Below are 16,298 nucleotides of genomic sequence, written 5' to 3' on the forward strand. Positions count from 1 at the left end.
TTGTTTTGTATTTAGCTATCTATTTATTCAGCTCTTTTTCAATTTCTTTAATAAGTTCTATGGCTTGGGGTTTTGTATTTTGGTCATAAACCCTAATGTTATTCTTACCCAGTCTGACAAGAAATTCGACAGTCTTTTTAAATTTTGGGTTCGAATATAATTCCTTTTCAGGTTTGTCTGCATTTTCTATCATTTTATCAAAACACTTAAACAGAAAATCATTATAATATTTATCAACTTCGTTAATTGCCGGTACATATATTTGGTAATAATTCAAGATTTTCTGTTTTAATTTTTCGTCTTCAATGTAGCCTATTTTACCACTTGACTTAAAACCTTCATAATTAGCAATATTCATTTTCTGTCCATGGGAATAAATTGGGAAATCAACTTTATTTTTAGACTTATAAATACTGTCAAGTTGGAGAGTCGTTAATGATAAAATTTTTTCATATTCTACGTTTGATTCTTGGTAGGCTTTCTTTTCAGTGTCGATATTTTTTATGTCATTCTTTAAATCATTCTTTAAATTACCAAGGAACACGGATGCTTCGTCTTGTTGATGTTTGTGCTCACTCCAACTGTGTAGCCAAATTGAAAGGGTAACTGCAAATACAATAATGAGAATTTCAGTAATTACTTCTTTTATTTTTCTGTAAAAGAATGGTTTTTATTGTTCATAGCAGATTGTATTTTTTTTGAGTGTTTTATTATTTCGTCTTGCATGTTTTAGTTTTGTAGTTTTAACTTTATCTGTTGGTTTCAGTTTATTTTAGTACGCTATTTACTTCAACGACTTCAAAGTCGTCATTGTTTTGCAGCAGGTGTTTTAATATAGGAATATGCCCTTGTCCAAATAGGAGGACAACGTATTTGTCATTGGCATTGACTTGAGTAATGATATTAGCGTAAATGGCTAAATTCCTCAAATACCAATCAGAAACTGATTCTGCACCAATGTAATTGTCTCCAGCACCAATTTTTGCATAATATTTCAGGTACAATGATAGATTTTTCTGCAAAAGTTCTTTTGTGTTGATATATTTTAGTATTCCGGTTATTGAATTTTGTTTTGTTACACCATCTATTTCACGCATAAAGTTATTCCCAGTAGTCCCTAATTCTTTTAATATATTCAACTGATTTTTTTCTTTAGCAGTGACAGAAACCAAACTGTCATGTTTCATTCCATAAAAAATATCTACACAATTGATATGTTTTAAATTTAATTTTTTAGCTAATCTAAAACCAATTTGCTCTCGTTCAGAAACGGTTAATGTATACTTGTTTTGGGAATAGGCATTATATAAACTATCAAATTTCTTTTGCTCACTAAGTGGTTTTTCTATCATCACTTTATCAGCATTTGTTCGTTTTAAAATTTCGGTCAGTTCTTCCAGTTCTTTCTGTCTTTTCGGAGCTAAAAAATTGTCAGTCTTTAATTCAAACGTATCTAAATGAGGGGTCTCGAAGTGAATAGTCCCGATTAATAGAATTTTGGTTTTGTGCTTAGATGCTTGTCCAAAAGTTGTTGTTACTGATAAAAAGGTAATTAGAAATGTGAAAATTGTTTTAATGAAAGTCATTATTTTAGTTTATTATTAGTTTTTTTTATCGTTGTTGTTCTCCAAAATTGCCACAAAAAATTGATCAATTATTTCTGTGGCTCGAAAGTGAAGTACAACGTGCCATCGCTTTATGCAGCTGCGAACTTCGATCGTTTTTATTTTGGGGCTAAAGATAAAGCTTCTTGCGAGACGTAAAGATGAATTCACTACAAAATTTGCAAATGCATGAAATAGCTTCTGAGCTAAGCCTCCTGCAGCTTTTTCTGATTCGCTGTCTTACAAAAAAACCGCCCTATAAAAATAGAGCGGTTAGTATATTAAATTGTCTTAGCTTACGCTACTACATCATTCCTGCTTCAAGTATATTGAACTATTCGTCGATTTTTGCGTTGTGTCCAAAATATATTGTTTTGCAAGGATTTGTGTCAATAGTAATTGTATTTATTTTTTACAATAACTTGCTTTGTGAGGGATTTATTGTTTTTGAAAGTTAATTTTAGGTAATATATTCCAAGAGAAAAATCAGTCATATCTAATTTAATGAAATCTTTTGTATTTGTAATGAATTTAGGAGTTAAAAACCTTCCATCAGCACTATATAATTCTACTTTTTCGGCTTTACCATTTAAACTTACATTGATATAATCGGAAGTAGGATTTGGATATACAACAAATTGTTTTTCAGTTTCTTTTTCTGATGTACCTAAAACTGTATACCCGGTAAAGCTTTTGTATATTTTTCCATTTGTTCCTGCTGTGAAAATATAATTATTAACTAATTCAAGAGAGTTTAAGCTATACTGAGTTGTTACTGATGACCAATTTATTCCGCCATTTATGGTTTTGTATATTTCACCATTTTCATTTACAATATATCCTATATTAGGGGTGTAAAATTTTGTTAATGTATAATAGCCGTAAGGAACTGATATTTGTGTCCAATTTGTACCACCATTAGTTGTTTTGTAAAATAGAGAATTATCTCCCACAAAGTAACCATTATCTTCATCGACAAAATGAAAAGATTTGATTCCCTCTCCTGCTACTTCAATGAGTTGATTCCATGTATTACCTCCATCTATAGTTTTATACATCGCTCCATCATAATTCCCGATTCTATTAGCATAACCCACAAGCGAGTTTACAAACTGAATATTTCCAAAGGATTGGTTTGATACCTGTGTCCAACTGCTTCCTCCGTTTGTTGTTTTCATGACTTTTTTTTGGTTAAAACCACCAGAAATAAAACCAATATTACTATCCAAAAAACAAATTGAACTTATCCCTTCGTCTATAATATCATTTCCATTATTTAATATATCCCATGTTGATCCTCCATCAGTTGTTTTATAAACATGTCCTCCATATGGGCCTCCAGTAGTTGCATACCCTAAGTTTTCATTAATAAATGTGAAATCACTACTATTAACAGAAGTGCCAAGATTTAACGTGCCAACCAATGTCCACGTGTCACCAAAATTGTTGGTTTTGTAAAATTGATTATTAGTTAATGCAAAACCAACATTATTATTCACTATTTGTAGCTGCTTAAAATCATTGTAGGTGGGCGAATGCTGTGTCCATGTGTTTCCTCCATCTATGGTTTTAATTATTCGTCCTCTTGCCCCTGTAGCAAAGCCTTTGTTACTGTCCTGAAAGAAAATGCTATACATTGAAGTATTGTCAATGTACCCGTTTTGAAAAAAAATCTGGCTCCAAGTAATTCCACCATTAGTCGTTTTATAAGTTGCTCCATGATCTCCTGTAGCAAAACCATTATTTTCATCTAAAAAGTAAAAATCATACATTGCTTCAAATGATCCTGTAATTTGTGTCCAAGTTTCGCCACCATCTGTGGTTTTAAATAAGTAATCGTGTTGTCTTGATGCAAAACCGATATTCTGGTTTATGAAATAAACCGTTAAAAAGTTAGATGGGAATGTATTAGTATTATAAGTATTATACCAAGTGTTTCCACCATCTATAGTCTTTTGTATCTTGCCGTTATTACAAACAGCATGTCCAACCAAAGAACTTGTAAAGGCAGTTTTGACAACAGTTACGTTTGGAATAGTATAATTTAACCATGTAATTCCACCGTCAAGTGTTTTAATAATACTATTTGAGCCTGATAGAATAATTGTGTTATTGTCTATAATATTTATGGTATTAAAAGAACCATTAAAACCAGTAGATATTTGTTGCCAATTTACACCATTATCTATGGACTTTAAGATATAGCCGGAATTCCCTACAATATACCCAATCCCATTCTTAAAACTAATATCATTACCGCTGTTAATATTTTGTTTTTTTGTCCAAGTTGCACCAGAATCTATAGTTTCTAGGAGTTCATTTGATGTAATTATAAAACCTTTATTGCTAGAAATGAATTCAATATGTTTTCCAGTATTTGTTGTTGGTTTGGGATTTAATAACTCCCAATTAGTCTGAGAAAATGTTTCATTAAAAGTAATAGTAATTAAAAATAGTAAAAGTATTTTTTTCATTTATGATTTTCTTTTTATAACGTTTTTATTGTGATCAAGTATGATCATGGAAATATAATATTTATAAGTAAAAATAGTGTGAATGCAATTTTAGTTAATTGCTAAATCTTTTTAGAACTTTGATTCAAGTTTAAAGTTTGTATAATTAAGAACTTTATTGTATGCTTTCATGGTTTTATTTAGAGGGTCAAATATAGTTAAAAAACTAATACACATAAAAAACCGCCCTGCAAAAGCAGAGCGGTTAGTATATTAAATTGTCTTAGTGACTTGCTACTACATCATTCCTGGCATTCCACCACCCATTGGCATAGCTGGTTCAGCGCTCTTTACTTCAGTGATAACACATTCAGTAGTAAGAAGCATTCCAGATACAGAAGCTGCGTTTTCAAGAGCAACTCTTGTTACTTTAGTTGGGTCAATGATTCCTGCTTCAAGCATGTTTACATACTCGTCAGTTTTAGCATTGTATCCGAAGTCTCCTGATCCTTCTGCTACTTTAGCAACGATTACAGAACCTTCACCACCTGCGTTAGCAACGATTTGTCTTAATGGCTCTTCGATTGCTCTTTTCACGATTTTGATCCCTGTAGTTTCGTCAGAATTGATTCCTGTAAGGTTTTCCAAAGCAGAGATTGCTCTTACTAAAGCAACACCTCCACCTGCTACGATACCTTCTTCAACTGCTGCTCTTGTAGCGTGAAGTGCATCGTCAACTCTGTCTTTTTTCTCTTTCATTTCAACTTCAGAAGCTGCTCCTACGTACAATACAGCAACACCACCAGCTAACTTAGCTAATCTTTCCTGAAGTTTCTCTTTATCATAATCAGAAGTAGATGTTTCCATCTGAGCTTTGATCTGAGCTACTCTTCCTTTGATTTTAGCTTCGTCACCACCACCGTTTACAACCGTTGTGTTGTCTTTGTCGATCGTTACTTTCTCAGCAGTACCAAGCATATCTAAAGAGATGTTTTCCATAGTGAAACCTTGCTCTTCAGAGATCACTTGTCCACCTGTAAGGATCGCGATATCTTCTAACATTGCTTTTCTTCTGTCTCCGAATCCTGGAGCTTTTACAGCAGCAATTTTAAGAGAACCTCTTAGTTTGTTCACAACCAAAGTAGCTAAAGCTTCCCCTTCAACTTCTTCAGAGATAATCAATAAAGACTTACCACCTTGTGCGATTGGCTCAAGAACTGGTAATAATTCTTTCATTGAAGAGATTTTTTTCTCTACTAAAAGGATATATGGATTTTCTAGTTCAGTTAACATTTTCTCAGGATTAGTCACAAAGTAAGGTGACTGGTATCCTCTGTCGAACTGCATACCTTCTACAACGTCTACTGTTGTATCGATACCTTTAGCTTCTTCTACAGTGATTACTCCTTCTTTACCTACTTTTCCGAAAGCTTCAGCGATCAAAGCACCGATCGTTTCATCATTGTTAGCAGATACGGAAGCAACTTGCTTTACCATTTCTGTAGAATCTCCAACAGTTTTAGATTGAGACTTAAGGTTTTCAACAACTGCAGTTACAGCTTTGTCGATTCCTCTTTTTAAGTCCATTGGGTTAGCACCAGCAGCTACATTCTTAAGACCTTCTCTTACGATAGCCTGTGCCAAAACAGTAGCGGTAGTAGTACCGTCTCCTGCAATATCATTAGTTTTGGAAGCCACTTCTTTTACCATCTGCGCTCCCATATTTTCTACTCTGTCTTCAAGTTCGATTTCTTTTGCAACAGAAACACCATCCTTAGTTACGTGAGGAGCACCGAAAGATTTTTCGATTACTACATTTCTCCCTTTAGGACCTAAAGTTACTTTTACTGCATTAGCTAATGCATCCACTCCTCTCTTTAGAGCGTCTCTTGATTCAACATCGAATTTTATTTCTTTTGCCATTTTTTTTATTAGATATTTGATGTTAGATGTCAGATATTAGACAACTAACAAAAGTTTTTTAATTTGATTTTTTTAATCTGAATCTGATGTCTGTGATCTTAAATCTTAGCCAATAATTCCTAATAAATCAGCTTCTCTTACGATTAAATAATCTTTACCTTCCAGCTTCAATTCAGCACCTGAATATTTTCCATAAAGAACTTTGTCCCCTACTTGAACAGTTGTAGGCTCATCTTTTTTACCAGGACCTACTGCCACTACAGTACCTTCTTGCGGCTTTTCCTTTGCAGTGTCCGGGATGATAATACCTGAAGCTGTTTTAGTTTCTGCAGCGATAGGCTCTACTAGAACTCTGTCTGCTAATGGTTTAAAGTTTACTGACATAATATGTTTATTTATTAATTATTTCTGGTTAATATTTCTCTAAATGTATGCCATGAGAAGGAGATGGCTGAAATGGCAGACTTTTGTATCCGAATGTGAAAATTTGGCAGAAAAAAGAAAAAGCCGGAAACTTTCCGACTTTTATGATTGTTATGAGAGGATTGAACTATGGGCAATACTGTCCCGGTCCGATCCAAAGGATACATTGGCCTTTGTAATTGTATTCACAACAAAAGCGCCCAGCTGCTCCTCCATTGATAGATTTTTGAGCATCTCTGCTTAATAATTTAGCATTTTTCATAGTAATAATTTTTTGTGTGTACGATTCCTGAACATTTTATAGTCAATCAGGTTTTTGACATTTGGTGTTTTGCGTGTTATATCAAAGATAATATTTTTCCTTAATATGGGATATATTTAAATCTTGTTTTTTTGAATAATATTTTGATTTTCAGTTGGTAAAGGTGTTATGCTTATTTAATAAATTCCAGTGACATTTTTCTTCCCGCCATATCCATTTCCTGTTTTACAACTTTCCTTGTTTCTCTATCAATAAAATAAGTTGTTATAGTTGTTTTATTGCTGATGTCATCATTTGTTTTTACTTCCCAAACCGGTTTCCCATTGTATTCTGTTTTTTTAACATCTACTACATAGGCTTTGATCACCCCATTTTTGCTGGCTTTTGGATTATAGTCGAAAATAGAAATTTCAGAAGAATAGTTTTCTTGTAAAGGCAAAAATCTTATCAGCATGGGATAGCTGCTGCTGTCAAAATAATTCAGTGCATCTGTTTCAATAAGATCTTTTTTCTGAGATTTTTTATCCAGGTAATATCCTGTTACCTTATTTTTCCCGAATATAAGAACCATATCTCTCATAGAATTGTAGGAAGAATGATATTGTGGAGCAAAATCAGCCTTTTTTACAACGGTTGAATCTGTCCATTTAGCGTCCGGAGCTTGCTTCATTTTTACAGTAGTTTTGATAAGAAGATCTGTTTTGTTTAGGCTTTTAAGCTCCATAATGATGCTTCCTATTTCTGTTTTGAACCTGCATTTTCAACATACCATACTGCCTCAGATGTTTCATCTTTTATCAGTTTTGAATCAATGCCGGAATGGGCCGGGGTAAGAAGTTTCTGGGAAAATAAATGGGTACTGCTTATCAGTAAAAGAAAAATGAATGTTCTCATAGTTTTTACCCAATAAGTACTATTGGTTTTCAAAAAGTTACAGGAAAACTATGAAGGTTTTTTTTGAAAATAAAAGAATCCCTAAGATTGAATTTTGTCTTTCTGCTGCTGATTCAGTTTTGAAATAATAGCTGCCGAAACCGAAATTCCTATGAAATTGGTTACTGATCTCGCCTCATTCATAAAACGGTCTACACTATACAGTAATGCAAGATCTGTAACCGGAATTTTTCCGAATCTGCTTAGGGTAAACATAAGTGCCAGAAAACCTGAGCCCGGAACACCGGATGCCGTTTTTGAAGCCAGTGAAATAATGATGAAAAGCCAGAAATAATCCTTTGTTGTAAGGGGAATATTATACAGCTGAACCAGAAAAATACATGAAATAGAAAGATAAATACAGGCTCCTGCCAGATTAAAATTATATCCGAGCGGGATGACAAACCGCAGAATTTTCAGATCATATCCCTGAGATTCCATTTTTTCAAAGATCATGGGGAAAGCGGTTTTGGAAGAAGAAGTAGCTACCACAAGGATAATCTCTTCTTTAATGCTGATTAAAAAATCCCAGAGATTGATTTTGAAAAAATGTGTTAGAGGTCCCAGAATTCCAAAAATAAAAACAAGGCAGGCAAGATAGACTGTGGCTACTACTTTGCTTAATGGCAATAAAGTATTAATCCCATACACTGAGATTCCGTAGGCGATATTACAGAAGATAACGATGGGAAGAAAAATGTATACATATTTTATCAGTTTAAAGAACAGGTCTTTACCCTCATCTAAAATGCGAAGAAGCTTATTTTTTCCTTTTGACAAACCTATAGCTATCCCGGCAGAGATTGATAATAAAAGGAATAGTACATAATTACTGAGATAAAGCGGATTGGTTGAATAGCTTAAAAAACGTTTCGGTAAACTTTTATTAACCATTGAAAGAGATATTTCCGTATTCACTCCCGGTTTTAAAAGTAGACCAAACCCAATTCCCAATGTAATACTTACTGAGGTGATGATCAGGAAATAAATAATCATCTGTAACGTAATTTTAAAAGCATTTTCAATACTGAAAATATAACTTACCCCATACGTTACAGCGATGAAGATCACCGGAACAATAAGGACCTCAAGAAGCATAAAAAAATAATGGCTCACTTTTTCCAGCGGCCGCCCGATTTCAGGAAAGTAATAGCCAGCCAATGCTCCACAGATAATTGCTGTGAATACATAGAGACTAAGATTTCTCAAATAGGAATCTGTAAATGTTTTTTGCCTGGATTGAGCTGTCATTATAGGTAAGATGAGAATACGAATTTATAAATATAATCTTATATAATGTGAAGGACCAACGCTGCCAATAACATGACAATAGAAGATCCTATCGCCCATTTCAGGGTAAACTTTAAATGATCTGAAAATTCCACTCCGGCTAAAGAGACCAGTAAATAGGTAGAAGGAACCAATGGACTTAATAAATGGGAAGCCTGGCCCACAAGGCTGGCACGTCCTAAAATATCAGGAGGAATGCCCATCTGATGACCTGTAGCGGTGATCACGGGTAATATTCCAAAATAATAAGCATCATTAGTTAAGAAAAAGGTGAGGGGAACACTAAATATAGCCGTGATGACATTAAGATAGCTTCCCCAGTCTTTCGGAACAATACCAATGATGCTGTTTCCCATAGAACTCATAATTCCTGTTCCGTTAAGAATTCCTGTGAAAATCCCAGCACCAAAGATCATTCCCGCTACAGACAGCGCATTCCCGGAATGTTTTGCAATAATTTTCTGCTGATCTTTAAGTTTTGGATAATTGATGACAGAAGCAATACAAAACGCAATCATAAAAGCAATTCCAAGAGGAATAATGTCAAGTATCATCACGCATAGAAGCACAACAGTAAGGATGAGATTGACAATAAGGAGCTTGGGACGACGCAATGCCGGATCATTTTCTCCTACAATATCCTGTTGGCTGTATTTTGTGTATTTTCCGTGCTTACCGATTCTTTTTCTCTCTTTTACCCCAAGGATATAAGCCACTATAAATACCCATACAATACCGATCAGCATGACCGGAATCATCGGAACAAATATTTCAGTATGTCCAAGTTTCAGTGAGCTCATTACGCGGGCAGTAGGGCCACCCCAAGGTAAAATATTCATAATTCCTCCGGCAAGCATAATGATGCAGGTAAGTACGAGAGGATTCATTCCTTGTTTTTTATAAAGAGGCAGCATGGCTGCTACCACAATAATATAAGTAGAAGACCCATCACCATCTAAGGAAACCAAAGTTGTAAGGAGTGCAGTTCCGATCGTTGTTTTTACCGGATTATCTCCAACGGCTTTTAAAATAGCGTTCACAAGCGGTTCAAAAAGTCCGGTATCAATCATTAAGCTGAAATAAAGGATGGCAAAGATCAGCATGACTCCCGTAAGAGCAATTTCTTTTACTCCATCTTTCATCATTTTCCCCAGCTCCGGTCCAAAACCTGCTATTGCAGCAATGAGGACAGGAACGAGCACAAGGGCGGTAAGAGGAGTCATTTTTTTATTCATGATGAGCACCATGAATATAAAAATCATTAAAAAGCCAAGAAATGTAAGCATAGTATGTTATCTGTTAATGATATGATTATTTTTGTTTTTTTCTCCAGTCAAAAGTGTTTCTGAAACCTATGAATCCATAGTTACTGGTCTTTCCGGTTTCCAACTGATTTATAAAAGCGATTTCCAGTGCAGAATTTTTTCCGGTTTTGATCCCAATACCGGCAGTGATACGGTTGCTGTCGAAAGGTTCCTCTTTTTCAATATTCATTCTTATTTCATTTTTAAGAATGCCGTAGAGTTTTTCTTTTTCTCCTTTTTTATTGAAAGGAATTCTGACCGAGATCAGATATCGGAGCCTAACCTGGAATTCATCCGGATTGCTGAGAAAACGTTCTTCTACTCTCAGACGGTTAGATATTGAAGTCCTACCGATAAAATACTCGGCAGTGACTTGCTGAAAGGGTCTTTTCTCGTACCGTATTTTTTTAGAATCATCCGCATTGTATGATTCAAGGACCAAAAACATCGCTCCTACCGCAGGTCTTATATTCTCAACCACTTCATAATCCACATAGGCATTGAGAAGAAAAAGCCTTGTGTCATAAGCCAGATCAAAAGAACGGTATTGTGTAAGGGCGGTTAAGGTACTTTTATCGGTAATCTTTGCCGACATCAGGTACTGAAACCACATATTATAATTATCCTTACTCTGACTATATAAAAGTCCATTCAATAAGAATAATGATAAAAGAAGCGTTGATTTTATGTTAAGTTTCATGTAATATTTGATTAACATTGCAGTTTCTCAAATATATTTATTAGGAAGAGCGGACCTGGATTTTTTCAATCAATGACAGTTTTTCTCAACGAACTGCATTTTGAGATAAAAAGATATTATATTTGGTAAAGCTGAAAATAAGGCTCGAAGTATGTTTTTAATCATAAATTTCATTATTATATTATTGATTATAAGGGTTTTATTTAGTGGTAAGATTCTGGAAAGCCTTATGAAATACCGCTGGAAATTTTTATTGAGGTTTCAGCATATTTTTTTCTTTTTTATCTTTATTCTGATCACTTATTTCACCGAAAACTACTTCCTGAATGGTTTTGAATTAATTTGGAGTATTATTTTGAATGTATTTTTGAATGTCGGGATCTATTATCTGGTATACTACTATCTTGTTCCTTATTTCTATCTATCCAACAAATATCCAGAGTTTATCTTATATGCGTTGATTGCCTTTTTGGTTTCCAGTCTTTTCAGGATTCTTTGGGAACCGGCAGTTTTTAGCATGAATTTTACTAAAGAAGGGTATTACGTAAGTTTCCTTTATAATGTCTATATCTCTCAGGGGATCGTGATTCTTGTTGCCTCGTTTTTAGGAATTACAAAAGATAAATTTCTTATAGAGCAGGATGTGATCAATCTTGGAGAAGAAAAAGAACAGCTTTATCTGGATTTATTAAAATCCAAACTGAACCCACATTTCTTACTCAATACCCTTAATAATATGTATGCCAACAGCTTTACGCATACAGAAAAGACATCCGATTCTATTTTGCAGTTGAGTAAGCTATTACAGTATATTATCTATGACAGCGGAAAAGAAAAAATAAGTGTTGCCCAGGAGCTTTCTTCGCTTAAAGCGCTTGCAGATCTGTATCAGTTAAAATACAATAACCTGCTTAATATCACTTTAAACCTTCAGGATCAGGAAGAGTTTGATATTGCAGAAATCCCGCCTTCTATACTCCTTACATTGTTTGAGAATGCTTTGAAACATTCTGCCATAGGAGAAGAGGAGAGGAGTTTTATCAACTTATCCTGTACTATAGAAGGTTCTGAATTGTTGTTTGAAATCACCAATTCTATAGCTGCTTATCAGGCTCGTCAGGTAGAAACGGGTTACCACGGATTGGGAAATGACGCAGTTCTTCATATATTAGAAAAATGGTATGCCGGTCAATTTGAGTTCCTTTCAGGACCGGAAGAAAATAATCAATATAAAATTGTTTTAAAAATTAAAATAAATGGCTAATCTGACTGTAGTAAATGTTGATGATGAATACCCTGCTTTACAGCTTGTTAAGCAATATTGTGCCCAGCTGGAAGATGTAGAGCTGCTGGGGTCGTTTCAGGATCCGGAAGAAGCCTTGATTTTTCTTAAAACAAACAAAGTTGATCTTGTTGTTTTTGATATCAATATGCCTAAAATAAATGGAGTAGAGCTTTTACAACAACTTCCCGATCCACCGCTATGTATTTTCCTTACCCTGGAATCAAAATATGCGGTGAAAGCATTTGAATTGGATGTCGTTCATTATCTTATAAAACCAGTAGATTTTGATACTTTTAAAAAAGCTGTCAATAAGGCAAAGGATTTTTTTCAATTTAAAAACCCAGCCAATAACCGTCATCAGGAAGATTATATTATGTTCAAATCGAACTATGTGATGAATAAGGTTTTTCTCAAAGATATTCTTTGGATACAGGGATTCGGAGAATATATTGTGCTGATGACTCCATTGAAAAAGTATATGATCCTTGAAAGAATGTCCAATTTTGAGGAAAAATTTCAGCATTTTGGATTTATCAGAATTCATAAATCCTATATTGTGTTATCAGACCATATCAATTCCTATGATTCCGGGAATGTGTATCTGAAAAGTGGAGAGCATCTTCCGCTGGGAAGAACCTATAAAAAGAATGTAAAAGAACATTTAAGCTAAAATAAAAAAAGCCGGAAATTTCCGGCTCTATTCTGAATTGTTATGAGATGATCAGACTAAGGACAATTTTGTCCCGGCCCGATCCATAAAGTACATTTTCCGTTATCATCGCGTTCGCAGCATACAAGTCTGGCAGAGACAACTCCACCTTTGACCGCTTTTTGAGCGTTTCTGCTCAGTAATTTGGCGTTTTTCATAAGTAATATTTTGATTTTTATAAAGCCTGAACATTTAAAGTCAATCAGGTTTTTGACCATTGGTGTTTATGGTTTTTTAAAGATAATACTTTTTATATCAGCTTGTTGTGTTTTGTGTGGATGAAATACAGATGTTGGTATTGAGATAGATTTTATTGTTACCCAATCTTTTCAGGAATGAAGAATAACACAATTGATAGGATCGAATAATAATTAGAAATCCCGGATGGGAAAATTTAAATTGAAGGAAGTATTATTCTGTTTTTCTGAGTTCCGATAAAATAGTTGGGAGCGTATTAATTCCCCAATGTTCCACATATTTTCCATTTTTTAGACGTACAATATCTATCACATCAATTTTAATCTGCTTGCCTGTGGGTTCTATTCCCATAAGAACTCCTGTATGGGTTCCAATGATTGCTTTTCTTGTTGTTACTTTATCCTCTTCGGCAATCTGATCATAGATCTCTACAGTCAGGTCAGGAAATGCAGGTTTTAAAATATTGAAAAATGTATTCCACATTCCATTACCATCGTTGCTGCCAGGAGGTGCTGTTCTATTAATAAAATCATCATCCATAAGTTGTCTGAAAGATTCTAAATTACATTGCTCAATTACTTCTTTGTTGAAGCGTCTCACGGTTTCTTTATTTTTTTCTAAACTGCTCATAGGTCTATTTTGGGCTCTGGTAAAGTGATAATAAATTTATATTGTTTATAATGGATTGAAATTTGGGTTGTTATTTAGTTTGAAACTATAATCTATTGTAAAGAGGGATATTGTTTAAACATAAAAAACTGCCCGTAGACAGTTTTTTTATGTTATGATTTCTTACCTGCAGCCTGCATCGGATTTACTTTCCCGCTGGCGCCGCCTCTTACAGAACCCGCTTCCTGTTTTTGTTTAAAAAGCTGGAATTTTGAAGTTTCCGTACCGGATCCGGCACTGCTCCAAAAATTATTTGTAGTATCAATATCAGCGGTTTCTCGCATTGGATCAAGCTGAATTGATTTCAGTTTCTTATCAAAATAATACGTCTTGGAAACCTTTTGTTCATTCAGCCTCCAGATTTGAGCTGCGGATTTGTCATATAATTTTGAACCGTCTTCAAAAGTGAATTCAAGGATAATAGGCATTACCAATCCGCCTTTGTTCACAAAGTCAATTTGGTACGCTGTAATATTTTTAAATTGATTTTTATCCTTAGCATCCAAAGGAAGACCTGCCTCTGTTTTAATAGCATATTCCTTATTGTTGTCAACCTTTTCCTGCCCTCTGTCATATCTGTAATAGAAATCCTGGGCATCTTTGTCTCCATCCACATAGAATTTGATATTCTTGTCTTCTCTGTTTCTGATCTTCGAAAGGTCTTCAAAACTGTTTACCAAAGGTTTTTCAACCTGATATTTTACTTCAACAGCTGCTTTTGGATCCGTTTCCAGATTAGGAACCGCTACCGTTACTTTATCAATGGCAATATCTACAGGATCTGTACCATAGAACCAGCCTCTCCAGAACCAGTCAAGATCTTCACCGCTGGCATCTTCCATCGTGCGGAATAAATCGGCAGGTTCAGGATGTTTAAAAGCCCATCTTTTGGCATAGGTTTTAAATGCTTTGTCGAAAAGTTCCCTTCCCATGATCGTTTCACGAAGAATATTCAACCCTGTAGCAGGTTTTGAATAGGCATTCGGTCCATATTGAACAATATTTTCAGAGTTGCTCATTATAGGTTCCAGCTGGTCTTTCGGAAGTTTCATATAATCTACGATCGTCCATGCCGGTCCTCTTTTCGAAGGGAATTTATTATCCCATTTTTCTTCCGTAAGGTATTCTGTAAAGGTATTAAGACCTTCATCCATCCAGGCCCACTGTCTTTCATCAGAATTGATGATCATTGGGAAGAAGTTGTGTCCCACTTCATGAATAATCACGCCGAGCATTCCATTTTTGGTTCCTTCAGAATATGTTCCGTCTTTTTCAGTTCTTCCGAAATTGAAGCAGATCATTGGATATTCCATTCCATTGGCAGCCTCTACAGACTGAGCTACCGGGTAGGGATAAGGAATTGTAAATTCTGAATAGGTTTTAACGGTATGGGCAACTGCTTTTGTGGAAAACTTTCTGTAAAGACCATAAGACTCCTTTGGATAGAAGCTCATTGCCATTACTTTATTATTGTTTTCAGGAATCGTTACACGCATTCCGTCCCAGACAAATTTTCTGGAAGAAGTCCATGCAAAGTCACGAACATCCTTCGCCTCAAAAACCCAGGTTTTTCTTTGCTTTGAATGATTTTTTTCTGCTTTCTTAGCTTCATCCAATGTTACAATTTCGATGGGCTCAGATGCATTCTCAGCTTTTCTATATCTTGATAATTGATCAGATGTTAAAACCTGATCATAATTTTTACATTCTCCGGTTCCGCCTACAATATGGTCGGATGGTACATTCATGGTTACCTTAAAATCTCCAAATACTAAGGCGAATTCACCTCTTCCGGTAAACTGATGGTTCTGCCATCCCTGAAAGTCGCTGTATACACACATTCTAGGATACCATTGTGCCATAGTATACAGATCATTACCGTCTTCCGGGAAGTTTTCATATCCTCCACGGCCTCCCATTTTCATTCTGTTGGAGATATTGTAGTTCCAGTCTACTTTGAAAACGAACTTTTCTCCTTTTTTCAGAACTTTAGGAAGATCAATACGCATCATGGTTTTATTGACGGTATATTTCAGAGGATTACCAGAAGCATCTGTTACTTTTTCAAGACTGACTCCATAACCATTATCTTTTACCGGTAGCTCAGAAACTTTGAGCTGCTGATCAGTAGTTGAAGGGCGCAAAACAGATGAATTATCATATCCGGCATTTCTGATACTTGAATGCTCATTCTCATCAAGCTGCAACCAGATATAATCCAGGTCATCAGGAGAATTGTTGTAATAGGTAACTGTTTCTGAACCTTTCAAATTTCTTTTATCCTCATCCAGATAAGCAGAAATGTTGTAATCAGCTCTGTTTTGCCAGTATCCGTGTCCGGGAGCTCCTGAAGCTGTTCTGTAAATGTTGGGTGTAGGAAGAATAGTTCCCAGCTGCTCAAACTTATTGCCGTGGTTGCTGCCTGGGTTATTCTGAATATTTTGTGCGGTGAAACCTGTATATGCGAATACAGAAAGTGAAAATATAGCAACTTTTAGTTTCATAACCGAAATGATTTATTAATGATCAAAGATAATAATTAGCT

Annotated in this window: 16 protein-coding genes; 2 read left to right on the top strand and 14 right to left on the bottom strand. The window is 35.0% G+C overall.

The features are described from left to right. Positions 1-19: 19 nt before the first annotated feature. The 11 genes from LF886_RS04890 to LF886_RS04935 all read right to left on the bottom strand — a co-directional run bounded on the left by LF886_RS04890 (position 20) and on the right by LF886_RS04935 (position 10,892). The gene (locus LF886_RS04890; RefSeq protein WP_317207665.1) at positions 20-649 is read right to left on the bottom strand and encodes a DUF6090 family protein; all 630 of its coding nucleotides are present in this window, start codon (positions 647-649) and stop codon (positions 20-22) included. A 118-nt stretch (positions 650-767) separates the two neighbouring features. Next, complete coding sequence (locus tag LF886_RS04895) at positions 768-1,586, bottom strand: DUF5694 domain-containing protein (protein WP_236852964.1); 819 nt, start codon at positions 1,584-1,586, stop codon at positions 768-770. A gap of 407 nt (positions 1,587-1,993) precedes the next feature. Continuing rightward, complete coding sequence (locus LF886_RS04900) at positions 1,994-4,078, bottom strand: YCF48-related protein (RefSeq protein WP_236852965.1); 2,085 nt, start codon at positions 4,076-4,078, stop codon at positions 1,994-1,996. 276 nt (positions 4,079-4,354) lie between these two features. Beyond that, entirely contained in the window at positions 4,355-5,980 is a 1,626-nt protein-coding gene (gene groL / locus LF886_RS04905; RefSeq protein WP_236852966.1) for a chaperonin GroEL, read from the bottom strand. Positions 5,981-6,085: 105 nt separating this feature from the next. After that, entirely contained in the window at positions 6,086-6,364 is a 279-nt protein-coding gene (groES, locus tag LF886_RS04910) for a co-chaperone GroES (RefSeq protein ID WP_034696138.1), read from the bottom strand. A 166-nt stretch (positions 6,365-6,530) separates the two neighbouring features. Next, positions 6,531-6,665: a hypothetical protein gene (locus LF886_RS23875; RefSeq protein WP_262484685.1), complete on the bottom strand. Its 135-nt coding sequence runs from the start codon at positions 6,663-6,665 to the stop codon at positions 6,531-6,533. Positions 6,666-6,837: 172 nt separating this feature from the next. Further along, a complete protein-coding gene (locus LF886_RS04915) occupies positions 6,838-7,389 on the bottom strand; it encodes a hypothetical protein (protein ID WP_236852967.1) in 552 nt (183 codons plus the stop codon). Positions 7,390-7,400: 11 nt separating this feature from the next. Beyond that, complete coding sequence (locus tag LF886_RS04920) at positions 7,401-7,559, bottom strand: hypothetical protein (RefSeq protein WP_236852968.1); 159 nt, start codon at positions 7,557-7,559, stop codon at positions 7,401-7,403. A gap of 81 nt (positions 7,560-7,640) precedes the next feature. Next, positions 7,641-8,849, bottom strand: coding sequence for a dicarboxylate/amino acid:cation symporter (locus LF886_RS04925; protein WP_236852969.1), 1,209 nt, complete (start codon positions 8,847-8,849; stop codon positions 7,641-7,643). A gap of 38 nt (positions 8,850-8,887) precedes the next feature. Further along, complete coding sequence (locus LF886_RS04930; RefSeq protein WP_236852970.1) at positions 8,888-10,174, bottom strand: CitMHS family transporter; 1,287 nt, start codon at positions 10,172-10,174, stop codon at positions 8,888-8,890. A 25-nt stretch (positions 10,175-10,199) separates the two neighbouring features. After that, complete coding sequence (locus tag LF886_RS04935; protein ID WP_236852971.1) at positions 10,200-10,892, bottom strand: DUF2490 domain-containing protein; 693 nt, start codon at positions 10,890-10,892, stop codon at positions 10,200-10,202. A gap of 151 nt (positions 10,893-11,043) precedes the next feature. Between LF886_RS04935 and LF886_RS04940 the strand changes: the two genes are divergently transcribed. Together LF886_RS04940 and LF886_RS04945 are read left to right on the top strand one after the other, a co-directional pair. Continuing rightward, positions 11,044-12,156: a sensor histidine kinase gene (locus LF886_RS04940; protein ID WP_236852972.1), complete on the top strand. Its 1,113-nt coding sequence runs from the start codon at positions 11,044-11,046 to the stop codon at positions 12,154-12,156. Then, complete coding sequence (locus tag LF886_RS04945; protein ID WP_236852973.1) at positions 12,149-12,847, top strand: LytR/AlgR family response regulator transcription factor; 699 nt, start codon at positions 12,149-12,151, stop codon at positions 12,845-12,847. The genes LF886_RS04940 and LF886_RS04945 overlap by 8 nt, the downstream gene beginning before the upstream one ends. A 56-nt stretch (positions 12,848-12,903) precedes the next feature. Here the strand turns inward: LF886_RS04945 and LF886_RS04950 are convergent, their stop codons facing one another. From LF886_RS04950 to LF886_RS04960, 3 genes are all read right to left on the bottom strand, one after another. After that, complete coding sequence (locus LF886_RS04950) at positions 12,904-13,044, bottom strand: hypothetical protein (protein WP_165835301.1); 141 nt, start codon at positions 13,042-13,044, stop codon at positions 12,904-12,906. A 253-nt stretch (positions 13,045-13,297) separates the two neighbouring features. Continuing rightward, positions 13,298-13,714, bottom strand: a complete 417-nt coding sequence (locus tag LF886_RS04955; RefSeq protein WP_124534925.1) for an ester cyclase — start codon at positions 13,712-13,714, stop codon at positions 13,298-13,300. Between the two features lie 152 nt (positions 13,715-13,866). Next, positions 13,867-16,257, bottom strand: a complete 2,391-nt coding sequence (locus LF886_RS04960) for a M1 family metallopeptidase (RefSeq protein ID WP_236852974.1) — start codon at positions 16,255-16,257, stop codon at positions 13,867-13,869. Positions 16,258-16,298 lie beyond the last annotated feature (41 nt).

It is taken from the genome of Chryseobacterium sp. MEBOG07 (genome assembly GCF_021869745.1).
Lineage (GTDB): Bacteria > Bacteroidota > Bacteroidia > Flavobacteriales > Weeksellaceae > Chryseobacterium > Chryseobacterium viscerum.